Source organism: Stenotrophomonas sp. SrG, from assembly GCF_050031795.1.
Classification (GTDB): Bacteria; Pseudomonadota; Gammaproteobacteria; order Xanthomonadales; family Xanthomonadaceae; genus Stenotrophomonas; species Stenotrophomonas rhizophila_A.
Genome location: NZ_JBNBBE010000007.1, coordinates 108,834 through 130,458 on the forward strand (window position 1 = coordinate 108,834; position 21,625 = coordinate 130,458).

Annotated in this window: 22 protein-coding genes and 1 riboswitch; of the genes, 15 read left to right on the forward strand and 7 right to left on the reverse strand. The window is 67.8% G+C overall.

The features are described from left to right. Window positions 1-13: 13 nt before the first annotated feature. Window positions 14-724 (reverse strand): SDR family oxidoreductase, encoded by a 711-nt coding sequence (gene bdcA, locus ACQG3P_RS08645; RefSeq protein ID WP_426804794.1) that lies wholly within the window; start codon window positions 722-724, stop codon window positions 14-16. Between the two features lie 75 nt (window positions 725-799). Between bdcA and ACQG3P_RS08650 the strand changes: the two genes are divergently transcribed. Both ACQG3P_RS08650 and ACQG3P_RS08655 read left to right on the forward strand, forming a co-directional pair. Further along, on the forward strand, window positions 800-1,399 hold the full coding sequence (locus ACQG3P_RS08650) for a TetR/AcrR family transcriptional regulator (RefSeq protein WP_426804795.1): 600 nt from the start codon (window positions 800-802) through the stop codon (window positions 1,397-1,399). Window positions 1,400-1,415: 16 nt separating this feature from the next. Next, entirely contained in the window at window positions 1,416-1,607 is a 192-nt protein-coding gene (locus tag ACQG3P_RS08655; RefSeq protein WP_426804796.1) for a hypothetical protein, read from the forward strand. A 247-nt stretch (window positions 1,608-1,854) separates the two neighbouring features. On the opposite strand, the gene pncA is transcribed toward ACQG3P_RS08655, so the two are convergent. The 5 genes from pncA to ACQG3P_RS08680 form a co-directional block, all read right to left on the reverse strand. Next, window positions 1,855-2,481 carry a bifunctional nicotinamidase/pyrazinamidase gene (gene pncA / locus ACQG3P_RS08660; RefSeq protein WP_426804797.1) on the reverse strand — a complete coding sequence of 209 codons (627 nt, stop codon included), beginning with the start codon at window positions 2,479-2,481 and terminating at the stop codon, window positions 1,855-1,857. Between the two features lie 55 nt (window positions 2,482-2,536). Beyond that, window positions 2,537-3,208 carry an epoxyqueuosine reductase QueH gene (locus ACQG3P_RS08665; protein ID WP_426804798.1) on the reverse strand — a complete coding sequence of 224 codons (672 nt, stop codon included), beginning with the start codon at window positions 3,206-3,208 and terminating at the stop codon, window positions 2,537-2,539. A gap of 66 nt (window positions 3,209-3,274) precedes the next feature. After that, window positions 3,275-5,572, reverse strand: coding sequence for a 5-methyltetrahydropteroyltriglutamate--homocysteine S-methyltransferase (metE, locus tag ACQG3P_RS08670; RefSeq protein WP_426804799.1), 2,298 nt, complete (start codon window positions 5,570-5,572; stop codon window positions 3,275-3,277). A gap of 215 nt (window positions 5,573-5,787) precedes the next feature. After that, window positions 5,788-6,019, reverse strand: a riboswitch (cobalamin riboswitch). A 41-nt stretch (window positions 6,020-6,060) separates the two neighbouring features. Beyond that, window positions 6,061-6,357 (reverse strand): HigA family addiction module antitoxin, encoded by a 297-nt coding sequence (locus ACQG3P_RS08675; protein WP_426804800.1) that lies wholly within the window; start codon window positions 6,355-6,357, stop codon window positions 6,061-6,063. 11 nt (window positions 6,358-6,368) lie between these two features. Then, window positions 6,369-6,650: a type II toxin-antitoxin system RelE/ParE family toxin gene (locus ACQG3P_RS08680; protein WP_249833529.1), complete on the reverse strand. Its 282-nt coding sequence runs from the start codon at window positions 6,648-6,650 to the stop codon at window positions 6,369-6,371. 269 nt (window positions 6,651-6,919) lie between these two features. Between ACQG3P_RS08680 and ACQG3P_RS08685 the strand changes: the two genes are divergently transcribed. The 12 genes from ACQG3P_RS08685 (at window position 6,920) to ACQG3P_RS08740 (ending at window position 18,402) form a co-directional block, all read left to right on the forward strand. Then, a complete protein-coding gene (locus ACQG3P_RS08685; RefSeq protein WP_426804801.1) occupies window positions 6,920-7,699 on the forward strand; it encodes a hypothetical protein in 780 nt (259 codons plus the stop codon). A gap of 70 nt (window positions 7,700-7,769) precedes the next feature. After that, window positions 7,770-8,339 (forward strand): sigma-70 family RNA polymerase sigma factor, encoded by a 570-nt coding sequence (locus ACQG3P_RS08690; RefSeq protein WP_068848483.1) that lies wholly within the window; start codon window positions 7,770-7,772, stop codon window positions 8,337-8,339. Then, on the forward strand, window positions 8,336-9,106 hold the full coding sequence (locus tag ACQG3P_RS08695) for an anti-sigma factor (RefSeq protein WP_426804802.1): 771 nt from the start codon (window positions 8,336-8,338) through the stop codon (window positions 9,104-9,106). Before ACQG3P_RS08690 ends, ACQG3P_RS08695 begins: the two co-directional genes overlap by 4 nt. 94 nt (window positions 9,107-9,200) lie before the next feature. Further along, a complete protein-coding gene (locus ACQG3P_RS08700; RefSeq protein WP_426804803.1) occupies window positions 9,201-10,160 on the forward strand; it encodes an acyl-CoA desaturase in 960 nt (319 codons plus the stop codon). A gap of 1 nt (window position 10,161) precedes the next feature. Then, window positions 10,162-11,442, forward strand: a complete 1,281-nt coding sequence (locus tag ACQG3P_RS08705) for an NAD(P)/FAD-dependent oxidoreductase (protein ID WP_426804804.1) — start codon at window positions 10,162-10,164, stop codon at window positions 11,440-11,442. After that, window positions 11,439-12,206, forward strand: a complete 768-nt coding sequence (locus ACQG3P_RS08710; protein ID WP_426804805.1) for a DUF1365 domain-containing protein — start codon at window positions 11,439-11,441, stop codon at window positions 12,204-12,206. Before ACQG3P_RS08705 ends, ACQG3P_RS08710 begins: the two co-directional genes overlap by 4 nt. Beyond that, window positions 12,203-13,459, forward strand: coding sequence for a class I SAM-dependent methyltransferase (locus ACQG3P_RS08715; RefSeq protein WP_426804806.1), 1,257 nt, complete (start codon window positions 12,203-12,205; stop codon window positions 13,457-13,459). The genes ACQG3P_RS08710 and ACQG3P_RS08715 overlap by 4 nt, the downstream gene beginning before the upstream one ends. A 1-nt stretch (window position 13,460) precedes the next feature. Continuing rightward, window positions 13,461-14,015 (forward strand): DUF2878 domain-containing protein, encoded by a 555-nt coding sequence (locus tag ACQG3P_RS08720; RefSeq protein WP_426804807.1) that lies wholly within the window; start codon window positions 13,461-13,463, stop codon window positions 14,013-14,015. Next, window positions 14,012-14,806 (forward strand): DUF1295 domain-containing protein, encoded by a 795-nt coding sequence (locus tag ACQG3P_RS08725; protein WP_426804808.1) that lies wholly within the window; start codon window positions 14,012-14,014, stop codon window positions 14,804-14,806. Before ACQG3P_RS08720 ends, ACQG3P_RS08725 begins: the two co-directional genes overlap by 4 nt. Next, a complete protein-coding gene (locus tag ACQG3P_RS08730; protein ID WP_184126152.1) occupies window positions 14,803-15,876 on the forward strand; it encodes a class I SAM-dependent methyltransferase in 1,074 nt (357 codons plus the stop codon). Before ACQG3P_RS08725 ends, ACQG3P_RS08730 begins: the two co-directional genes overlap by 4 nt. A 20-nt stretch (window positions 15,877-15,896) precedes the next feature. Next, a complete protein-coding gene (locus ACQG3P_RS08735) occupies window positions 15,897-16,445 on the forward strand; it encodes a lipocalin family protein (RefSeq protein WP_217537589.1) in 549 nt (182 codons plus the stop codon). 73 nt (window positions 16,446-16,518) lie between these two features. After that, window positions 16,519-18,402 (forward strand): RpoH suppressor, encoded by a 1,884-nt coding sequence (locus ACQG3P_RS08740; RefSeq protein ID WP_426804809.1) that lies wholly within the window; start codon window positions 16,519-16,521, stop codon window positions 18,400-18,402. Window positions 18,403-18,621: 219 nt separating this feature from the next. On the opposite strand, the gene ACQG3P_RS08745 is transcribed toward ACQG3P_RS08740, so the two are convergent. Further along, the gene (locus ACQG3P_RS08745; protein ID WP_093535066.1) at window positions 18,622-19,992 is read right to left on the reverse strand and encodes a helix-turn-helix domain-containing protein; all 1,371 of its coding nucleotides are present in this window, start codon (window positions 19,990-19,992) and stop codon (window positions 18,622-18,624) included. Window positions 19,993-20,104: 112 nt separating this feature from the next. Here ACQG3P_RS08745 and ACQG3P_RS08750 point away from each other — a divergent pair, with 112 nt between their 5' ends. Next, window positions 20,105-21,610: a CoA-acylating methylmalonate-semialdehyde dehydrogenase gene (locus ACQG3P_RS08750; protein WP_093535064.1), complete on the forward strand. Its 1,506-nt coding sequence runs from the start codon at window positions 20,105-20,107 to the stop codon at window positions 21,608-21,610. Window positions 21,611-21,625 lie beyond the last annotated feature (15 nt).

Here is a 21,625-nt window from a genome sequence, read left to right on the forward strand (position 1 = left end):
CAGCGTGCGCGCATCAAGCCCCAAATGCACCATCAATCGTATGCATCGCGCCAGTCACGAAGCTTGCCTCCGGCCCGGCCAGCCAGGCCACCATGCCCGCCACTTCCTCCGGGCGACCATGACGCTTGATCGCCATGAAGCTGTGCATCAGATCCTTCATGGGGCCATCCTCGGGATTGGCATCCGTATCGATGGGGCCCGGCTGAACGATGTTGATCGTGATGCCGCGCGGCCCGAAGTCCCGTGCCAGGCCGCGTGCCAGCCCCTGCAACGCGGACTTGCTCACCGCGTAGGACGCCATGCCCGGCACCGGCATCCTGTCGCCGTTCACCGAGCCGATCACGATGATGCGGCCGCCGTCGCCCATCGTGCGCGCCGCCTCGACCGAGGCGTGGTACGGCGCATGCACGTTGATGCGCAGCAGGCGATCCACGGCGTCGGGGTCCTGCTCCAATGAATCGCCGAAGATCGCGATGCCCGAGTTCACCACCAGCACGTCCAGCGGACCGGTGTCCCGAACCCGCGCGATCACCGCGTCACGGTCCGCACTGTCGGTCTTCTCGGCCGTCGCGCCGGTTTCGGCGGCCAGCGCATGCGCCGCATTCGGGGACCCGCTGTAGGTGAACGTCACCGACGCCCCGTCCGCCACGAAGCGGCGCACGATCGCCGCGCCAATGCCTCGGCTGCCGCCGAGTACCAGCACCTTCTTGTTCTCAAAAGCCATTGTTGGACACGCCTGAGTGAGTAATGTAGCATCCACTATAGAAATGACATTCGACGGGTGTCAAGGAATTTAATAGTGGTCGATACAAAACAATCTCGACCCCGGGGTCGGCCCCGGGCGTTCGACCCCGACGCTGCCGTGGCCACCGCGCAGCAGCTGTTCCATGAGCGCAGCTATGACGACGTCAGCGTGGCGGACATCACCGGCACCTTGGGGATCAATCCGCCCAGCTTCTATGCCGCCTTCGGCAGCAAGGCGCAGCTCTTTGGCAAGGTGCTGGACCGGTATGCATGTGACGGGGCGATCCCGCTGCAGCAACTGCTGGATCCGGCCCGGCCCGTCGTCGAGTGCCTGGCTGCCGTGCTTGAGGAAGCCGCCTGCCGCTACGCCGGCAAGGCGGGCGCGTCCGGGTGCATGGTCATTGAAGGGGTGCAGTCCATCGACGGGGACGCCAAGCGGGCGGCCATGGTGTTCCTGGTGGGAGCTGAAGCGGCGATCCGTGACTTCGTCGCAGCTCGCCACCCGGAAGCCGCTGACCGGGTGATGGACTACATGACCACGGTGATGATGGGGCTGTCCACGAATGCGCGCCGAGGGCATGAGCATGCCCGTCTGCTGGAGTCCGCGCGACTGGCGGTTGGGGGGTTGGAGCGGGCAATGGCCGGCCCCGGGTAGCCGCCGCCAGGCTACGGTGACTACCGCACTGGCCGGCGAGCGCGTGGACCTGTCTGCCGCCGAGGCGGGCAAGGCCTTCTGTCGGGCACAACTGCAGGGCACCGTGCGCCTGGGAGCGTCGAGCTACCTGTACGGTGGCGTCAGCACCGAGCAGGGGTCGGGCGTGGAGAACAGCAGCGTCAACGCAGGTATCCGCATCGCGCTGTGATGCCGGGCAGCGGGAGGGGACTGCCTTCCCGCTGCGGCATGCAATAGAGGCCGCGCAGCCCACTGGGGTGCGCGGCCTTTTCATTTGATGGGTGTCCGAGTTCAATCGGTTGATCGCTTGTCGGGAACCCTAAGCTCGGATACGCAGACCTCCGCCGCACTTGATGGTCCGTCACGACCAACGGTCGTGACCTACCGGATGCGGGGTCAGCGGCTACGTCCATTCGGTGGGGTGCCAGTCCCGTACGCTAGATCACTGCGATCTTGGCCTTGGCCAGCGCCTCGCGCACCATCCCGTCGTTGGCTTCCGTCACGGGCCGGGTCAGCTCCCAGTGGAACTTCACCCGGAACCCTGCCTTCACCGCGTCCTGTGCACTCCACAGCACGCAGTAATCGCGCGCCAACCCGCACACATGCACTTCGCGGATGCCACGCTCGTGCAGCCAGCCGGCCAGCCCGGTAGCCGGGCGGGTGCCGTCTGGGCCGTGGTTCTCCCGAAACGCACTATAGGAATCCACCTCACGGCGGGTGCCCTTGCGCAGGATCAGGTCGGCCACGGTCCAGTCCACGCCCGGGTGCAGCACGGCGCCCTCGCTGCCCTGCACACAGTGGTTCGGCCACAAGGTCTGCGGCTGCGCGTGCAGCAGGATGGTCTCGAACGGGAGCTTGCCCGGATGCTGGCTGGCGAACGACGCGTGGTCGGCCGGGTGCCAGTCCTGGGTTGCCACCACCGTGCGGTAGCGGCGTTCCGCCAGCAGGGCGGCAATCGGCGCTACCAGCGCATCCCCTTCCTCGCAGGCCAGCGCGCCACCGGGCATGAAGTCCGGCTGCAGGTCGATTACCAGCAGGGCCACATCGGCGGGCAGGGCGGTCATGGCAGGTCCAGCGCAACGGAGGGGGCGACCAGCGTGGCGGCCCCCTTGGCGTACGTCAATCGCCCTTGGGCGGGTCGTTGTCCTGGCCGTAATACAACAGGCCGATTTTGATCCGCTCACGGTTGTTCTCGCGCCGGTGGCGGTTGGCATCCCGCAGCGAGTACACGCAGCCGCAGTACTCCTGCTGGTAGAACTGCTCCCGCTTGCTGATCTCCACCATGCGCGCGGCGCCACCGCCCTTGCGCCAGTTGTAATCCCAGTACTGGATGCCGGGGTAGTGGGCAGCAGCACGGTGGCCGCAGTCGTTGATCTGGTTCATGTCCTTCCAGCGCGAGATGCCCAGCGAGCTGCTGATCACCGGAAAGCCATGCTCATGCGCGTACAGCGCGGTGCGCACGAAGCGCATGTCGAAGCACATGGTGCAGCGGATGCCGCGTTCGGGTTCGTTCTCCATGCCACGGGCGCGGGCGAACCAGTTGTCGGTGTCGTAGTCCGCGTCAATGAAGGGCACGCCATGCTGCTCGGCGAAGCGGATGTTCTCCTGCTTGCGCAGCTCGTACTCGCGTGCCGGGTGGATGTTGGGGTTGTAGAAGAAGATCGTGTAGTCGATCCCGGAAGCGGTGATGGCCTCCATGACCTCGCCGGAGCAGGGCGCACAGCACGAATGCAGCAACAGCTTGTCGTGGCCACCTGGCAGGGTGAGGGTGGGGCGGATGAAATCGGTCATGCGGAAATCCATTGACCCCGCTGCCGGCAACGGCGGCAGCGGGGTCCTTGTGCAACAGTGGAAAGGTCAGGCGGCGTTGGCGTCGGCGGTTTCGGCGCGCAGCTGGTGGGCCGCCGCTACCAGCGCTTCCAGTGCGGCGCGGGTCTCCGGCCAGCCGCGGGTCTTGAGGCCGCAGTCCGGGTTCACCCAGATCTGCTCGGGGCGAAGCACCTCGGCGGCCTTGCGCAGCAGGGAGAGCATTTCCTCCTTGTCCGGCACGCGCGGGGAGTGGATGTCGTACACGCCCGGCCCGATTTCGTTGGGGTACTGGAAGCGCACGAAGGCATCCAGCAGTTCCATGCGCGAACGCGAGGTCTCGATGGAGATCACGTCGGCGTCCATTGCCGCCACCGAGTGGATGATGTCGTTGAACTCGGAGTAGCACATGTGGGTGTGGATCTGGGTGGCATCGCGCACGCCGCTGGCGCTGATCCGGAACGCTTCCACGGCCCAGTCCAGATACTCGCGCCACTGTGCCCTGCGCAGCGGCAGGCCTTCGCGGATGGCCGGCTCGTCGATCTGGATCACGCCGATGCCGGCCGCCTCCAGGTCCAGCACCTCATCGCGCAGCGCCAGCGCGATCTGCCGGCAGGTATCGGCGCGGGCCTGGTCATCGCGCACGAACGACCACTGCAGTACCGTCACCGGACCTGTCAGCATGCCCTTCATCGGGCGGTCGGTGAGCGATTGTGCGTACTGCGACCAGCGCACCGTCATCGGCTGCGGGCGGGTCACATCACCGTAGATCACCGGCGGCTTCACGCAGCGCGAGCCGTAGCTCTGCACCCAGCCGTTCTTGGTGAAGGCAAAGCCCTCCAGCTGCTCGCCGAAGTACTCCACCATGTCGTTGCGCTCGAACTCCCCGTGCACCAGCACGTCCAGCCCGATCTGCTCCTGGATGCGCACGCAGTGCTCGGTCTGGCTGGCCAGGAACGCATCATAGTCGGCGTCGGGCAGGGTGCCGGACTTGTTGCGGGCGCGGGCTTCGCGCACTTCCAGCGTCTGCGGGAACGAACCAATGGTGGTGGTGGGGAAGCGTGGCAGCTTCAGTGCGGCGGCCTGGGCCAGGTGGCGCTGTGGGTAGCGGCTGTGGCGCTGTGCATCGGCCGGGGTCAGTGCGGCCAGGCGCGCGGCCACGGCGGGGTTGTGCACGCGCGGCGAGCGCTTGCGGGAGGCGATGCGCTCGCGCGAGAGCTCAAGCGCGGCTTCGGCGCGGGCCGGCGCGTCGATCGCATCGGCCAGCACGCGCAGCTCTTCCAGCTTCTGCTTCGAGAACGCCAGCCAGCCACGCAGTTCATCGTCCAGCTTCTTCTCATGCGCCAGGTCCACCGGGCTGTGCAGCAGCGAACACGACGGCGCCAGCCACAGGAAATCGCTGCCCAGCTGGCCGTGGGCGTAGCGGGCCAGCACCAGCGCGTTGTCGAGGTGGGTACGCCAGATGTTGCGGCCGTTGACCAGCCCGGCCGAGAGCACGCGGCCGGCGGGCAGGGCCTTGATCACCGCATCCAGCTGTTCCGGTGCGCGCACCAGGTCCACGTGCAGGCCATCCACCGGCAGCGAGGCCGCCAGTTCCAGGTTGTCGTCCAATGCGCCGAAGTAGGTGGCCACCAGCACCTTGGGGCGGGCGGCCTTGGCCAGCACCGCATAGGCGTGTTTAAAGGCAGCGCGCGCCTCCGGGCTGAGGTCCTGCACCAGCGCCGGCTCATCCAGCTGCACCCACTGCGCGCCAGCGTCATGCAGCTGGCCCAGCAGCTGCACGTACACCGGCAGCAGCGCATCGAGCAGGTCCAGCGCCGGGCTGCCGTCGGTGGTCTTGGACAGCAGCAGGAAGGTCACCGGGCCGATCAGCACCGGGCGGGTTTCGATACCCAGCGCCTTGGCCTGGCGGTATTCGGCCAGCGGCTTGTCGCCGCGCAGCGCGAAGCCCTGGCCGGCCTGCAGTTCGGGCACCAGGTAGTGGTAGTTGGTGTCGAACCATTTGGTCATTTCCAGCGCGTGCAGGTCGAAGCCATCGCGCTGCAGCCCGCGGGCCATGGCGAAGTAGCCGGCCAGCGGATCAGCATCGGCCAGTGCGCGGTAGCGGGCGGGAATGGCATCGAACAGGAAGGCGGCATCCAGCACCTGGTCGTACAGGCTGAAGTCGTTGCTGGGCGGCACATCCACCCGGGCATCGCGCTGCAGCTGCCAATGCGTGGTGCGCAGGGCGGTGGCGGTGTCCTGCAGCGCTTCGGCGCTGCTCTTGCCGGACCAGTACGCTTCCAGCGCGCGCTTGAGCTCGCGTTTGGCGCCGATGCGTGGGAAACCCAGGTTGGTAACAGTGGTCATGGAACGTGTCCTCATTGCAGTAGCGGCATTGAGGAACGAAGGAACTGCGCGGCTCCCACGCCATTGCTGCCGTGTCCGCCCCGCCAGCGACCTTCGCCCCCGCGGGCGAACCGGATGCCGTGAAGCGGACGCACGGGGGGCAGCGCCACGCAGAACGCATGGCGGCAGGCCCCGGCAACCTCCCCGCGGACGTTCCAGGTCGAATCAGAGGACGGTCGTGTCCTCCGGCCAGGGCCGGTATTCGGGCTGATGGACACGGGCACGGGGCCCACCTACTTCCTGCCGCTTCCCAGGCGCCAGGCCCAGTGCTGTTGGCAGGTTTCGTTTCCACTCACCGCTGCGGGGCAGCTCCGGAATGGGTGCGCAAGGCACCGTCACCGGATTCCCGTTTAAACCCATCCCTTCATCTGCATGAAGAGATGGATACCTTCGGCGAGCACAAGGTAGGCCGAGTTGCGGCGGCGGTCAAGGGGAGGGCAGGTCCTGGATCAGGCGGCGGGCTGATACGGTTCGATGCGAGCCAGCACTTCGGCCAACTCCTCGCGCGCCTTGTCCGCGTCGTACGACATCTGCAGGTTCATCCAGAAGCCCTCGCTGGTACCGAAGAACCGAGCGAGCCGCAGGGCCGTGTCGGCCGTGATGCCCCGGCGCCCGGCGATGATCTCGCTGATCCGAGTCTGTTTGACGTCGATCGACTTGGCGAGCCGATACTGAGTCAGGCCGAACGGGGCCAGGAATTCTTCCTGAAGGATCTCACCAGGATGCGGGTAGGGGATGGAACGCATGGCGGCAGTCCTCAGTGGTAATCGCAGATCTCAACATCCGCCGGACCAACGTCCGTCCAGATGAAGCAGATCCGGTACTGGTCGTTGATGCGGATGCTGCATTGCCCAGCTCGGTCGCCGTGCAGTCGCTCGAGACGATTGGCAGGCGGCACCTTGAGGTCTTCAAGCCGGGTGGCGGCATCGAGCATGACCAGCTTTCGCATCGCGACACGCTGAACGGCCTGGAAGTGCCTGATCCGCTTACCCACAAACAGGCCGCGGGTAGCAACGCAGCGGAACGAGACGATGGCCATGAAGATCTCTTGAGGAAGAATGCTACCGCTATCCGGTAGTAACGTCAAGCGGTATTAAAAAAAGCTCCGCAAGGTGCTCTGTATGCATGCGGGCGTGTGGTCTCACATGCTGCGCAACATCTGGCCGCGTAAACGCAACCCGTGTCACGACATCAAAATTGCGTAATGAAATCCGCTTTTCGAGAGGCTGCATCTAAAACAAGGCCAGCGCCTGCATCCGAGCGCCCACTTGCCGCGTATCTCTCCAGCAACCTCCCATGGAAACCGGCATGCGCCGCCTCTCTCTCAGCTCGGCTGGACTGCTTCTGCTGATGTTCCCGTTGCTGGCATCTGCCCAGGCCGTGCAGCGGCAGGAAGGGCGCGCCTTCGCTGCGGATGGTGGGGCGTTGCTCTATCGCGAGACGCATTGGCTGCAGGGGCCACCCGAGGCGTTGTCGCGGCTGGTGCTGTACCGCTGCGCGGACGGCCGCCCCTTCGCGCGCAAGTGGATGACGCCGCAGGGCAGCCCGCAGACGCCGGATTTCGCGCTGGAGGACGGCCGCGACGGCTACCAGGAAGGCGTGCGTGGGAATGGTGCGGCGCGCACGGTGTATGTGCGTGCCACTTCAGACGCCAAGCCGGTCAGCCGCGCCTTGGAGGTGCCCGCAGGCGCGGTCGTCGATGCCGGCTTCGACGCCGCCGTGCGGCGGCATTGGTCAGACCTGCTCGAAGGGCAGCCGGTGGCGTTCCAGTTCCTGCTGCCCAGCCGCCAGCGGCTGGTGCCGTTGAAGCTGCAACGCACCGCAGCGCTCACCTGGAAAGGGCAGCCGGCGCAGCAGCTGCAGATGAAGCTCGATGCCTGGTTCGGCTTCGCGGTGCCGGCGGTAACCCTCATCTATGCCAGCGCCGACCAGCGCCTGCTGCAGTTCACCGGCACCGGCAACGTGCGCGACCACAAGGGGCGCTACCCGCAGGTGCGCGTGGAGTTTCCCTCGCCGCCCGTAGCCGCCAGCGCGGCCGAGCTTGCCACGGCGCGGGGGCAAGCGTTGGTGAAGACATGCGACTCATGAATACCCCCTTGCAGCCGACCTCAGGAGCAACGACCATGCAGGCTTGCTACCTGCCGACACCGAGCCCGCGATGCCTGAGCTGGATGCTTCCGATACCGCCGCATCAACACGCCTGGACCGGCTTCTGGTCCAGGTGGCCGAGGGCGACCGCCAGGCGTTCGAGTCCGTTTACCAGCTGGCCTCGGGCCGGCTGTTCGCGATCTGCCTGCACACCCTGCGCGACCGCCGCGATGCCGAAGAGGTCCTGCAGGACGTCTTCACCACGGTCTGGCGCAAGGCCACCCAGTTCGATGCCACGCGGGCCTCGGCCATGACCTGGCTCTCGATGATGGCGCGCAACCGCGCGATTGATCGCCTGCGCTCGGCGCCGCCGCGCCCGCTGGATGACCTGTCGGTGGCCGAAGAGATTCCCGATTTCGCGCCGCAGCCGGCGCAGGCGGCCGAGCACGCCTCCGACCGCGAGCGTCTGGATGATTGCCTGGATACCCTGGAACCGCGCCGCCGCTCGCTGATCCGCAGTGCGTTCCTGCACGGTGCCAGCTATGAGGAGCTGGCCCGCCGCATCGGTTCGCCGCTGGGTTCGGTGAAGAGCTGGATCCGGCGCGGGCTGGGCCAACTGCGGGTGTGCCTCGAACGATGAACATCCGCGACCTTCACGATATCCAAGACGACGGCCAGCCGCCGAGCGCCGACATCCTGGCCGGCGAATACGTGCTGGGCGTGCACGACGCCGCCGAGCGCCTCAAGATCGAACACCGCATCGCCACCGACCCGGGCTTCGCCCGGCTGGTCGAGCAGTGGCAGGTGCGGCTGGCCCCGCTGCTGGAGGAGCTCGGCAGCGAGGCGGTGCCGGCGCACCTGTGGCCGCGCATCCGCAGCGAGCTGGGCTGGCCGGCGGTGACCGCCGCGCCCAGGCTCTGGCAACGCACCGGCTTCTGGCAGGGCATGACTGCCCTGGCGGCGGCGCTGGCACTGGTGGCGGTGTTCAACCGCCAGCCGCTGCCCACCGCACCGTCCACCCCGGTGGCCGTCACCCCGGCGCCGACCCCGGCCGAGCCGGAGCAGGCGACCAAGCCGGTCACCCCGCTGCTGCACGACGATGGCACGCCCGGCTGGCTGGCCTCGGTCGACAAGGCACAGGGCAAGGTGTTGATGGTGCCCGTCCCCGCACCGGCCGATGCGGCTGGCCGCGCACCGGAGCTGTGGCTGATTCCGGCCGGCGGTGCGCCGCGTTCGCTGGGCCTGGTATCCATCAACCGTGCCCACACCGTGGCCGTGCCCGACGCGCTGCGTGATGTACTTGTGAACGGGTCGGTGCTGGCGATCACGCTGGAACCGTCGAGCGGCGCGCCGCAGGGCATTCCGACCGGTCCGGTCATCGCCAAGGGCGACATCGCCAACCTGTAACGGCCACCCCTTCCCGAATTATTTTTCGGAAGGGGTGCATCCAAACGCCGCCGGCCTGCGTATCTCCTGATGAACCGCTCAGGAGACGCGCGACATGCTGTCCCGTTCCACCCCCGACCAACCCGCCCGCGCCCCGCGCGGCCGCTGGGCCACCGTGCTGCGCTGGTTCGACACCGGCGCCGCCGCGCCGGCCACCGGTGGGAGTGGCAACCGCGTGGACTGGCTGCGGGCGATTCCCTTCGTGGGCATGCACCTGGCCTGCCTGGCGGTGATCTGGGTGGGGGTGTCGTGGGTGGCGGTAGGCGTGGCGCTGGCGCTGTACGCGGTGCGCATGTTCGCCATTACCGCCTTCTACCACCGCTACTTCGCGCACCGCACCTTCCGCACCTCGCGCGTGGTGCAGTTCGTGTTCGCGCTGATCGGCGCGGCCAGCGTGCAGCGCGGTCCGCTGTGGTGGGCCGCGCACCACCGCAACCACCACCGCCACACCGAAACCGCTGCCGACCCGCATTCGCCCACCGTGCATGGCTTCTGGTGGAGCCACATGGGCTGGTTCCTCACCACCGAAGGCTTCCGCACCGACTGGGCGCGCATTCCGGACCTGGCGAAGTATCCGGAGCTGCGCTGGCTGGACCGTTTCGACACCCTGGTGCCGGTGGCACTGGCCGCTGCGCTGTACGGGCTTGGCGTATTGCTGGAACACGTCGCGCCGGGCCTGGGCACCAGCGGCGGGCAGATGCTGGTGTGGGGCTTCTTCATTTCCACGGTGGTGCTGTTCCACGCCACGGTGACGATCAATTCGCTGGCGCACCGTTTTGGCAGCCGCCGCTTCAACACCGGCGATGACAGCCGCAACAACCTGTGGCTGGCCCTGCTCACCTTCGGCGAAGGCTGGCACAACAACCACCATTTCTTCCCGGGCACGGTGCGCCAAGGCTTCTATTGGTGGGAAGTGGACATCACCTGGTACGGCCTGCGCGCGATGGCCGCGCTGGGCCTGGTGCGTGACCTCAAACCGGTGCCGGCCTGGGTGCTGGCCAAGGCGGAGCACTGACATGCGCATTGCCGTGATCGGATCGGGCATCGCGGGACTGGCCAGCGCCTGGTGGCTGAGCCAGCGCCATGAAGTGACGCTGTTCGAGGCCAACGACTACCTCGGCGGCCACACCCACACTCACAACGTGATGGTGGATGGCCGCGCGCAGGCGGTGGACACCGGCTTCATCGTGTTCAACCCGCAGCACTACCCGCTGCTGACCGCGCTGTTCGATGAGCTGCACGTGGCGTCGCAGCCCACCACCATGAGTTTTTCGGTGCACAGCGAACGCACTGGCCTGGAGTACAACGCCACCACGCTGGATACCCTGTTCTGCCAGCGCCGCAACCTGCTCTCGCCGCGCTTCTGGGGCATGCTGCGCGACCTGCGCCGCTTCTATCGCCAGGCGCCGGCGCTGCTGCACAGCGGGGAAGAGGGACCGTCACTGGGCGAGTACCTGAAGCAGGGCCGCTACGGCGAGGCCTTCGTCCAGGAGCACCTGCTGCCGATGGCCTCTGCGCTGTGGTCATCGCCGGTCCAGGCCTTGGCCGACTTCCCGGCGCGTTACCTGGTGCAGTTCATGGCCAACCACCAGATGCTGCAGATGACCGGCCGCCCGGCGTGGCGGGTGGTGCAGGGCGGTTCGGCGCGTTATGTGGACGCGATGCGGCGGCGCTGGCGGGTACGCGAGCGGCTGGAATGCCGTGTGCTGGGCGTGGAGCGGCAGGAGCACGGGGTGCGCGTGCTCACCGCCGATGGGCTGGAGGGCTTCGACCAGATGGTGCTGGCCTGCCACAGCGACCAGGCGCTGGCGCTGCTGTCCGATGCCGATGCCACCGAACGCAGCGTGCTCGGCGCGATCCGCTACCAGCCCAACGAGGTAGTGCTGCATACCGATGCCACCCTGCTGCCGCGCAACCGCAAGGCCTGGGCGGCGTGGAACGCGCACGTGCCGCGCGACCCGTTGGCACCGTGCACGGTCAGCTACTGCATGAACCTGCTGCAGGGCATCGATACGCCCACGCCGCTGGTGGTGACGCTCAACCGTACCGACGCGATCGCGCCGGAAAAGATCCTGCGCCGGATGCAGTACGCCCACCCCGTGCACGACCACGCCATGGTGCGTGCACAAGGGCGCTGGGCCGAAGTGCAGGGGCGGCGCCGCACCTGGTTTGCCGGCGCTTACTGGGGCTGGGGCTTCCATGAAGATGGCATCCGCAGTGCGCGCCGGGTGGTGGAGGCGCTGCAATCGCTGGATGCCGAGGCGTACTGGCCGCTGTCGCAGGGCGTACCGGCATGACCGCCAGTGCGATCTATCGCGGCAGGATGCAGCACCGCCGGCATGCGCCGCAGCCGCACGCGTTCGACTACCCCATCGCGCAGCTGCTGATCGACCTGGACGAGCTGGACCACCTGTTCGATGGCCGCTGGTTCTGGTCGGTGAACCGCCGCAACCTGGCGGAGTTCCGCCGCAGCGATTACCTGGGCGACCCGGACCAGCCGCTGGCCGATGCCGTGCGCGGACGCATCACCCAGGCGCTGGGCCATGCGCCGCCGGGTCCCGTGCGCATGCTTTCGCACCTGCGCCATGCCGGGCACATCTTCAACCCGGTCAGCTTCTACTACTGCTACGCCGCCGATGGAACCACGCTGGACTGCATCGTAGCCGAGATCACCAACACGCCCTGGCAGGAGCGCCACGCCTACGTGCTGCCCGTGGCGCAGGCCGACGCGCACGGCCGCGCGCTGGCCTGGACCTTCGACAAGCAGTTCCACGTCTCCCCGTTCCTGCCGATGGACTGCGAATACCGCTGGCGCTTCACCGCGCCGGGCGATGACCTGCACGTGCACATGCAGGTGTGGCGCAACGGCGAGCGCCAGTTCGATGCCGACCTGGCCCTGCAGCGCCATCCCCTCACCGGCCCCGGCCTGGCCCGCGTGCTGCTGCGCCACCCGCTGATGACGGTGCAGGTGGTGGCCGCCATCCACTGGCAGGCGCTGCGGCTGTGGCTCAAGCGCACGCCCGTCCACGACCACCCTTCCATTGCTGGAAAGCACCCATGAACGACATGACCCGACCGCTTGCCCTGCCTGAGCCCAGCACGCTGGAAGCGTTCCTGCGCCGCCGCCTGCTGGCCCAGCTGGCCCCGCTGCAGGGTGGCCGGCTGCAGCTGCGCGATGCACTGGGCGATGTCTCCATCGGTGACGCCGCTGCACCGCTGCAGGTGACGGTGTGGGTCGACAACCCGGCCTTCTACCGTGCGGTCGGCGCACAGGGGAGCGTGGGTGCCGGTGAGGCCTACATCCGCGGCGAGTGGCGCTGCGACAACCTGGTGGGACTGGTGCAGCTGCTGGTGCGCAACCGCGCGCTGCTCGATGGCATGGAGCGCGGCCCGGCGCGGCTGGGCGGCTGGCTGCTGCAGGGCTGGAACTGGCTGCGCCGCAACACCCGCGAAGGCAGCCGTCGCAACATCGCCGCGCACTACGACCTGGGCAATGCGTTCTTCTCGCTGTTCCTGTCCCGCGACCTGATGTACTCCTCGGCGCTGTATGCCGAGCCCGGTGACACGCTGGAAGTGGCCTCGCAGCGCAAGCTGGCGCGGATCTGCGAACAGCTTCAGCTCAAGCCGGGCGACCGCGTGGTCGAGATCGGCACCGGCTGGGGTGGTTTCGCCGTGTATGCCGCGCTTCACCACGGCTGCCACGTCACCACCACCACCATCTCCAGGGAGCAGTACGCGCTGGCCACCGAGCGGGTGGCCAGCGCGGGGCTGCAGGACAAGGTGACGGTGCTGCTGGAGGACTACCGCGACCTGGAGGGCCAGTACGACAAGCTGGTCTCCATCGAGATGATCGAGGCCATCGGCGCGCAGTACCTCGATACCTACTTCGCCACGCTCACCCGGCTGCTCAAGCCGGAAGGCCTGGCGCTGCTGCAGGCCATCACCATCGAAGACGAACGCTACGAGCAGGCGCGGCGCAGCGTGGACTACATCAAGCGCTTCGTGTTTCCCGGCAGCTTCATTCCTTCGCTGCACGCGATCATGGCGGCCAAGACCCGCAGCAGCGACCTGCAGCTGATCGGCCAGCATGACTTCGGCCAGTCCTACGCGCTCACCCTGCGTGCCTGGCGCCTTCGCTTCCTGTCGCAGCTGCCGGCGGTGCGCGCGCAGGGCTTCGATGAGCGCTTCATCCGCCTGTGGGAGTTCTACCTGGCCTACTGCGAAGGCGGCTTCCTGGAACGCTCCATCGGCGTGTCGCAGCTGCTGCTGGCGCGCCCCGGGTACCGGCCGGCACCGCTCGACGGCACCCACTGAGATGCGCCACTTCTGGGCCAACGTCATCGGTAACCAGCTGGTCTGGCTGTGCGCGGTGGTCGGCGCCGGGCAGGGGCTGCGCTGGCCGGCGCTGCTGGCCGCAGCTGCCTATGTGGCCAGCCAGCTCGCCATGTCCGCGCAGCCCAGCGTCGACCTCAGGCTGCTTGGGGTGGCCGTGTTGTGCGGGCTGGTCGTGGATGGCCTCGCGGGTGCAAGCGGGCAGGTGGTGTACGCCGCAGCCTGGCCCAATGCGTGGCTGGCGCCGGTGTGGATCCTCGCCCTGTGGGCCGCATTCGGGATGACGCTTACGGTTTCCCTGAAAGTGCTGCAGCGGCGGCTCTGGCTGGCCGCGCTGCTCGGCCTGATCGCGCCGCTGGCGTATCTCTCCGCCGCGCGCGGCTGGTCGGCGGTGGCGTTCCCGTCGCCGTCCTGGCAGGGCGTGGCCGTTCTTGCCCTGGGCTGGGCCATCGCACTGCCGCTGCTGGCCCTCTGCGCGCGTCATTGGCAGCGCGGGGCGGCACCAGTGGCTACGAACACCAATGGAGCGCATGCATGATGAATCTTGGATGGGTCTGGCTGTATGCCGCACTGATCATGTGCTGGGGCTGGTGGTGGCAGCGCCGCCACCAGAACATCGGCGTGGTCGATGTGCTGTGGGCCAAGGGCGTGGGCGCCTCGGCACTGCTGCTGGCGTGGCTGGGCGATGGCGCAACGGCGCCGCGCATCGCGCTGGCGTTGCTGGGCGGGCTGTGGGGGTCGCGGCTGGCCCTGCACCTGTGGAAGCGCGTGCGCAGCGAAGACGAGGATGGCCGCTACCAGCACCTGCGCCGGCACTGGAACGGCCACCAGGGCAAGATCTTCGGCTTCTTCCAGTTCCAGGCGTTGCTGATCGTGCTGTTCGCACTGCCGTTCGTGGCGGTGTCGCAGAGCGCGGCGCTGCCGATGGGCTGGATCATCGCCGCCATCGCGATGTGGCTGCTCAGCGTGGGCGGCGAATCGCTGGCCGACCGCCAGCTGGCGCGCTTCCGCGCCGACCCGGCCAACAAGGGCAAGACCTGCCGCAGCGGCCTGTGGCGCTACTCGCGCCACCCAAACTATTTCTTCGAATGGCTGCACTGGTTCACCTACGTGCTGCTGGCCGTGCACTCGCCGCTGTGGTGGTTGGCCTGGTCCGGACCCGTGGTGATGTACGTGTTCCTGCGCTGGGTGAGCGGCATTCCCTTCACCGAGGCGCAGGCGCTGCGCACCCGGGGTGAGGACTACCGCGACTACCAGCGCAGCACGCCGATGCTGTTTCCGTGGTTCCCCTCCCGCACTGCTTCGCCCCGCAAGGAGTCTTCACCGTGAATGTCGCCCGAGAATCGCTGCCGCTGCCCGACTACGCGCCCGGGCTGACCGGCCTGGCCGAACGCGGCCTGCTGCCCGATGCGCTGCTGCGACTGGGCATCCGCCGCCAGTGCGAGGCGCGCCTGCGCGAGGAAAGCGCAGGCACCGTGGAAGAGCAGGCGCAGCGCTTTTCCGCGCGCATCGTGTCGCTGTCGCGCAGCCCGTTGGCGCTGCACGTGGACGCGGCCAACCGCCAGCACTACGAAGTGCCCGCTGCGTTCTTCCAGGATTGCCTGGGTGCACGGCTCAAGTACAGCAGCTGCTACTACCCCACCGGCACGGAAACGCTTGATCAGGCCGAAGAGGCGATGCTGGCCCTGTACGGCGAGCGCGCCGAGCTGGCCGACGGCCAGGACATCCTTGAGCTGGGCTGCGGCTGGGGCTCGCTGACGTTGTGGATGGCCGAGCGCTATCCCGCCTCGCGCATCACTGCCGTATCCAATTCGAACAGCCAGCGCGAGTACATCCTGGGCCAGTGCCGCATACGTGGTCTCACCAACGTGACGGTGCTGACCCGCGATGTGAACGAGTTGATCCTGGAACCGGGCAGCTTCGACCGCTGCGTGTCGGTGGAGATGTTCGAACACGTGCGCAACTACGCCCGGCTGCTGCAGCGCATCCACCAGTGGCTGCGCCCGGACGGCAAGCTGTTCGTGCACATCTTCGTGCACCGCACGCTGATGTACCCGTTCGAGACCGAAGGCGATGACAACTGGATGGGGCGGCACTTCTTCACCGGGGGGCTGATGCCGGCCGCCGACACCCTGCTGCACTTCCCCCAGTACATGCAGTTGCAGCAGCGCTGGCTGCTGGATGGCACCCACTACGAACGCACCGCCAACCATTGGCTGGAGCGCCAGGACCAGAACCGCGACGCCGTGATGGCGGTGCTGCGCCAGGGCTATGGCGAGGCTGCCGCCGCACTGTGGTTCCAGCGCTGGCGCATGTTCTGGATGGCCTGCGCCGAGCTGTTCGGCTACCAGAAGGGCCAGCAGTGGATGGTGGCCCACTACCTGTTCGACCGCGCCTGACCCCTCATGAGGAAAACGCCATGAAGCTACGCCCACTGCTTCCCCTCCTCGCCGCCGGCATGTTGCTGGGCGGCTGCGGTGGCAATACCCGTCCCATTCCGCCGGTGGCCCACGTGGACGTGCCGCGCTTCATGGGCGACTGGTATGTGATTGCCCACATTCCCAGCCGGCCCGAGCGCGAAGCGTTCGACGCGGTGGAGTCCTACGCGCTTCGCCCGGACGGCCGCATCCAGACCACCTTCACCTACCGCAAGGGCAGCTTCGATGCGCCGGTGAAGACCATGCATCCGATCGGCACGGTCAAGGAAGGCACCAACGGTGCCGAGTGGGGCATGCAGTTCGTGTGGCCGATCAAGGCCGAGTACGTGATCGTGTACCTTGACGATGACTACCAGCAGACCATCGTCGGTCGCAGCAAGCGCGACTACATGTGGCTGATGGCGCGCACCCCGCAGATCTCCGAGCAGGACTACCAGGCGGCAATGACCCGGATTGCCGCGCTGGGCTATGACCTGTCGCAGGTGCGCCGCGTACCCCAGTCAGCCGCGACCAACCGCCCGAAGCCATAACTGGGGCGCGGTTCTCAGGCCCTGAGAAGGCCTTGGGGGATACTGGAACCCAAGGCGGACAGAGGGCGGCGACATGGCGGACAAGTACTGCGATCTGGTCATGAAGGGCGGCATCACCAGTGGCATCGTGTACCCCAATGCGGTGCTGTCGCTGGCCCGCGAGTACCGCTTCAAGAACATCGGCGGCACCTCGGCCGGGGCGATCGCCGCCGCCGTGGCCGCTGCCGCGGCGCTGGGCGACCGGCGCTGCCGGGCCGGTGAACCGATGGGCCCGCAGGCCGGCTTTGCCGGGCTGGCCGATGTGTCCACCCAGTTGTCGCGGCGCGGCTTCATCTACAGCCTGTTCCAGCCGGCGTACGGTGCGCGTACCGCTTACCGGCTGCTGGTGATGCTCACCGGCAAGGCGAGCCTGCCGCGCAAGATCCTGTGCCTGCTGGCGGCGGTGTTCGCCATCGCCCCGCTGGAACTGCTGGCCGCGCTGGTCGGGCTGCTGGGCATCGGCTGGCTGGCCGCAGGAGTGGAGGGCATGTGGGCCACGCTGCTGCCGTCGCTGCTGTGCGCATATGGGGCGGGGGTACTGGCGTCCGCGCTGCGAGTGGCGCGGGTAGCGCGGCGCAACCTGCTGGGGCTGTGCTCGGGCGCCACCCAGAGCGGTGCCGACAAACCTGCGCTGACCGACTGGCTGCACACCCAGCTGCAGGCCCTGGCCGGCAAGCCGCTGGACCAGCCGCTGACCTTCGCCGACCTGCATGACGCCCCGCGTTACAGCGGCGAGCCGGAGGGCGCGCACGCGGTCAGCCTGCAGATGATCACCACCTGTGTATCGCACACCGAGCCGCGCACGCTGCCGTTCAGCGCCTCGCAGTTCTGGTTCCGGCGCGACCAGTTCGAACAGCTGTTCCCGGCCAGCGTGGTGACGTGGCTGCTCGCCCGCGCGGGCGCGCCGCATCACGTGGACGGCGTGGACTACTACCGCCTGCCCGAAGGCGAGCAGCTGCCGGTACTGGTGGCCACGCGCATGAGCCTGAGTTTTCCGCTGCTGATCAGCGCGGTGCCGCTGCACGAGCCGGCGCGGCGGGAGCGGCGCTGTGAACCGATGGCCGATGCCGCGCCCGCGCACGGCGATCGCAACGTGGCCGACAGCACCGAAGGGCTCACCAGCGGTGGCCACGGCAGCGGCCCGGCGATCACCGCCTTCCGGGTGTGCTGGTTCTCCGATGGCGGCATCAGCAGCAACTTCCCCATCCACCTTTTCGACGCCGCGCTGCCGCGCTGGCCCACCTTCGGCATCAACCTGGTGTACCCGCACACCGCCGAACCGCTGCGCGCCGCGCCAGACTCGCCCGACGCGATCAATGCCGCCGTGTTCCTGCCCACCGAAAACCGGCATGGCTGGCAACGCAGCTACCAGTCCATCGCGCGGCCGCTGGCGGCGGCGGAGATGTCCGGCTTCCTGTTCTCCATCGTTTCCACCATGCAGAACTGGCGCGATGTGCTGCAGGCACGCGCGCCCGGCTACCGCGACCGCATCGTGCACGTAACGCTGCAGGGCGACGAAGGCGGCATGAACCTGGACATGCCGCAGGCGGTGCTCAGCCGCATTGCCGCCAAGGGCAGTGTGGCCGGGGAGCGCTTCTGTGATTTCTCGTTCGCCAATCATTATTGGATCCGCTGGCGGAACCTGGCGTCGGCGTATCAGCGCTACACGGTGGAGGTGGCGCGTACCGACGACCCCGCGCAGCGCGTGAGCGCCTGGCAGGACGCCTACGAATCGGTGGCGCAGGGCGCGCCACCGCCGCCCTCCTACCGGTTCAGTTCGGAAGAGAAGCGCCGCGAATCGCAGCAGCTGTGGCGCTTGATGGTCGAACAGGGCCAGACCTGGGAAGACCTCGGCCCAGACCTCACCGACGGCGCCCCGCGCCCGTTGCCGCAGATGAAGGTGACGCCCAGTTACTGAACGCGTCGCTGCACGACCAACGGTCGTGCCCTACCGGTGTGCTTGAACAACCGTAACGTCCGCCACCCCGGTAGGTACCGACCGTTGGTCGGTACGCTCTCACCGCCGCACGACCAACGGTCGTGCCCTACCGGTGTGCGTGAACAACCGTAACGTCCGCCACCTCGGTAGGTACCGACCGTTGGTCGGTACGCTCTCCCCGCCCACGCACGCCAGCCCCTACGCGCGCCCCGGCAGCTGCGCGAACGCGCGCTGCATACAGTCCTCGCGCGGGCACACGCGGCAACCCGGGCCGATGGACACCGAGTTGCCCGGGCTCTGGATATCCAGCCCGCGCGAGTAGATCAGCCGCTCGGCGTGCTGCAGGTCGCAGCCCAGCGCGACCGCAAAGGTCTTGCGCGGCTGGCCATGGCCAATGGGGCCGCTGCTGACCTGCCGTGCCAGCCAGAAGTGGCGGCGCCCGTCGGGCATGCGTGCGGTCTGGGTCAGCACCCGCCCGGGCTGGTTGAAGGCTTCGTACACGATCCACAGCGGACACGAGCCGCCCACCTGCGAGAAGTGGAAATCGGTGGCTGAGTGCCGCTTGGAGACGTTGCCCGCGCGGTCCACCCGGATGAAGAAGAACGGCAGCCCCGGCGCACTGCGCCGGGCCAGCGTGCTCAGCCGGTGGCAGACCGCCTCAAACCCCACCCCGAAACGGTGCGCCAGCGCATCGATGTCGTAGGCGCTGTGTTCGGCCGCACGCAGGAACTGCGCATAGGGCATTACCAACGCGCCGGCGAAGTAATTGGACATGCCGATCCGCGCCTGCGCGATCTGTTCCGGTTCGCGGAAGCCCGCGCGCGCGATCACCGCATCGATCTGCGCCGCATACCCGAGCAACGCCAGCTCGGCGGCCATCTGGAACGCCTGCTGGCCCGGTTCCAGGTAATCGGGCAGCCACAGCGTGCGGCTGCCGCCGTCGTACACGCGCTTCTCGCGCCCGGCCTGCAGCGGCCCCACTTCCACCAGCACGCCGTGGCGGTCGGCCAGCAGCTGGCGCAGGCGCGGCGCCACGTGCCCGGCCACCAGCCCCCATTCGCCGAACAGCTGCTCAGCCAGGTCGTCCAGTTCGGGAATGTGGTTGTGCATGCGGTTGAAGAAGTCCCGCACCTGGTCGCCGGCCGGCAGCGAATGCCCGGCCTGCGGGTCGCCCAGCTGGAACTCCAGCGCGGCGGCGTGTTCGCGCAGCAGCAGGTGGCGGCGGTGCAGGTCGAGCAGGGCCCGGCTGATCTGCGGCAGGTTGCCGGCCATGGCGCGCAGCTCGGTGCTGCTGACCTCATCCAGGCCCAGGTCGCGCAGGGTCTCGCCCAGTGCTTCCTGCAGCGCACCGGGCTCATCGACGTCGAACAGGTCGGTAACGTCGCCCAACACCTCGCGCAGCTTGCCCTGCACGGCCGGGGTCAGGGGGCGCTTGTTGCGCTCGATCTGGTTCAGGTAGCTGGCCGACAGCCCCAGTGCCCGTGCGAGGTCGGCCTGGCTGTAGCCTCGCTGCTCGCGCAGCTTGAGCAGGCGCAGGCCGATCTGGCGATGGGGGAGCTGGCTATTCACAGAATTAACAGAAATCGTAGCGGGCGTTGGCCAGATTAAGCGCAGACAGCCCGGAAATCGAGCGGTGGCCTGTGAATAATGCCAATCACCTTTCGCATCCGCCGGTATTGCCATGACTGTTGCAGCGCCCCGTATCCGCATGTTGATCGATGGCCAGTTCGTCGAATCGGCCAGCTCGCACTGGCAGAACGTGGTCAACCCGGCCACCCAGGACGTCCTGGCCCAGGTGCCGTTCGCCACCGTGAGCGAAGTGGACGCCGCCGTGGCCTCGGCCAAGGAAGCCTTCAAGACCTGGCGCAAGACCCCCATCGGCACCCGCGCGCGCATCTTCCTGAAGTACCAGCAGCTGATCCGCGAGCACATGAGCGAACTGGCCCACATCCTCAGCGCCGAGCAGGGCAAGACCGTGCCGGACGCCGAAGGCGATGTGTTCCGCGGCCTGGAAGTGGTCGAACATGCCGCTGCCATCGGCAACCTGCAGCTGGGCGAGCTGGCCAACAACGTGGCCAATGGCGTGGACACCTACACGCTGCTGCAGCCGCTGGGCGTGTGCGCCGGCATCACCCCGTTCAACTTCCCGGCGATGATTCCGCTGTGGATGTTCCCGATGGCCATTGCCACCGGCAACACCTTCATCCTCAAGCCGTCCGAACAGGACCCGATGGTGACCATGCGCCTGGTGGAACTGGCGCTGGAAGCCGGCATCCCCAAGGGCGTGCTCAACGTCGTGCACGGCGGCGAAGAAGTGGTCAACGCGATCTGCGACCACCCGGATATCAAGGCCGTTTCCTTCGTGGGCTCCACCCGCGTCGGCACCCACGTGTACAACCGCGCCTCGCTGGCCGGCAAGCGCGTGCAGTGCATGATGGGCGCCAAGAACCACGCCGTGGTGCTGCCGGACGCCAACAAGGAACAGAGCCTCAACGCCATGGTCGGTGCCGCCTTCGGCGCGGCCGGGCAGCGCTGCATGGCCGCCTCCACCCTGGTGCTGGTTGGTGAAGCGCGCGAGTGGGTGCCGGATCTGGTGGCCAAGGCCAAGACCCTCAAAGTGAGCGCCGGCAGCGTGGCCGGTACCGACGTGGGCCCGGTGATTTCCTGCGCCGCCCGCGAGCGCGTCGAAGCGCTGATCGCCTCGGGCGTGGAGCAGGGCGCCAAGCTGGTGCTCGATGGCCGCAACCCGCAGGTGGACGGTTTCGAGAAGGGCAACTTCGTGGGCCCGACCATCTTCGACGGCGTCAAGCCGGGCATGCGCGTGTACGACGAAGAAATCTTCGGGCCGGTGCTGGTCATCCTGGAAGCGGAAACGCTGGATGACGCCATCGAGCTGATCAACAGCAACCCCAACGGCAACGGCACCGCGCTGTTCACCCAGTCCGGCGCGGCGGCCCGTCGCTTCCAGGAAGAAATCGACGTCGGCCAGGTGGGCATCAACGTGCCGATCCCGGTGCCGGTGCCGCTGTTCTCGTTCACCGGTTCGCGTGCGTCCAAGCTTGGCGACCTGGGCCCGTATGGCAAGCAGGTGGTGATGTTCTACACCCAGACCAAGACCATCACCGCGCGCTGGTTCGACGACGAGACCCTGGGTCACGGCGTCAACACCACCATCAGCCTGAAGTAAGCGCCTGCAAGGCAC

What these genes read in the sequence shown, in the direction of transcription:
- bdcA (WP_426804794.1), bottom strand. Translation starts at nt 724, where the DNA reads ATGGCTTTTGAGAACAAGAAGGTGCTGGTACTCGGCGGCAGCCGAGGC.
- pncA (WP_426804797.1), bottom strand. Translation starts at nt 2,481, where the DNA reads ATGACCGCCCTGCCCGCCGATGTGGCCCTGCTGGTAATCGACCTGCAG.
- ACQG3P_RS08665 (WP_426804798.1), bottom strand. Translation starts at nt 3,208, where the DNA reads ATGACCGATTTCATCCGCCCCACCCTCACCCTGCCAGGTGGCCACGAC.
- metE (WP_426804799.1), bottom strand. Translation starts at nt 5,572, where the DNA reads ATGACCACTGTTACCAACCTGGGTTTCCCACGCATCGGCGCCAAACGC.
- ACQG3P_RS08675 (WP_426804800.1), bottom strand. Translation starts at nt 6,357, where the DNA reads ATGCGTTCCATCCCCTACCCGCATCCTGGTGAGATCCTTCAGGAAGAA.
- ACQG3P_RS08680 (WP_249833529.1), bottom strand. Translation starts at nt 6,650, where the DNA reads ATGGCCATCGTCTCGTTCCGCTGCGTTGCTACCCGCGGCCTGTTTGTG.
- ACQG3P_RS08685 (WP_426804801.1), top strand. Translation starts at nt 6,920, where the DNA reads ATGCGCCGCCTCTCTCTCAGCTCGGCTGGACTGCTTCTGCTGATGTTC.
- ACQG3P_RS08690 (WP_068848483.1), top strand. Translation starts at nt 7,770, where the DNA reads ATGCCTGAGCTGGATGCTTCCGATACCGCCGCATCAACACGCCTGGAC.
- ACQG3P_RS08695 (WP_426804802.1), top strand. Translation starts at nt 8,336, where the DNA reads ATGAACATCCGCGACCTTCACGATATCCAAGACGACGGCCAGCCGCCG.
- ACQG3P_RS08700 (WP_426804803.1), top strand. Translation starts at nt 9,201, where the DNA reads ATGCTGTCCCGTTCCACCCCCGACCAACCCGCCCGCGCCCCGCGCGGC.
- ACQG3P_RS08705 (WP_426804804.1), top strand. Translation starts at nt 10,162, where the DNA reads ATGCGCATTGCCGTGATCGGATCGGGCATCGCGGGACTGGCCAGCGCC.
- ACQG3P_RS08710 (WP_426804805.1), top strand. Translation starts at nt 11,439, where the DNA reads ATGACCGCCAGTGCGATCTATCGCGGCAGGATGCAGCACCGCCGGCAT.
- ACQG3P_RS08715 (WP_426804806.1), top strand. Translation starts at nt 12,203, where the DNA reads ATGAACGACATGACCCGACCGCTTGCCCTGCCTGAGCCCAGCACGCTG.
- ACQG3P_RS08720 (WP_426804807.1), top strand. Translation starts at nt 13,461, where the DNA reads ATGCGCCACTTCTGGGCCAACGTCATCGGTAACCAGCTGGTCTGGCTG.
- ACQG3P_RS08725 (WP_426804808.1), top strand. Translation starts at nt 14,012, where the DNA reads ATGATGAATCTTGGATGGGTCTGGCTGTATGCCGCACTGATCATGTGC.
- ACQG3P_RS08735 (WP_217537589.1), top strand. Translation starts at nt 15,897, where the DNA reads ATGAAGCTACGCCCACTGCTTCCCCTCCTCGCCGCCGGCATGTTGCTG.
- ACQG3P_RS08740 (WP_426804809.1), top strand. Translation starts at nt 16,519, where the DNA reads ATGGCGGACAAGTACTGCGATCTGGTCATGAAGGGCGGCATCACCAGT.
- ACQG3P_RS08750 (WP_093535064.1), top strand. Translation starts at nt 20,105, where the DNA reads ATGACTGTTGCAGCGCCCCGTATCCGCATGTTGATCGATGGCCAGTTC.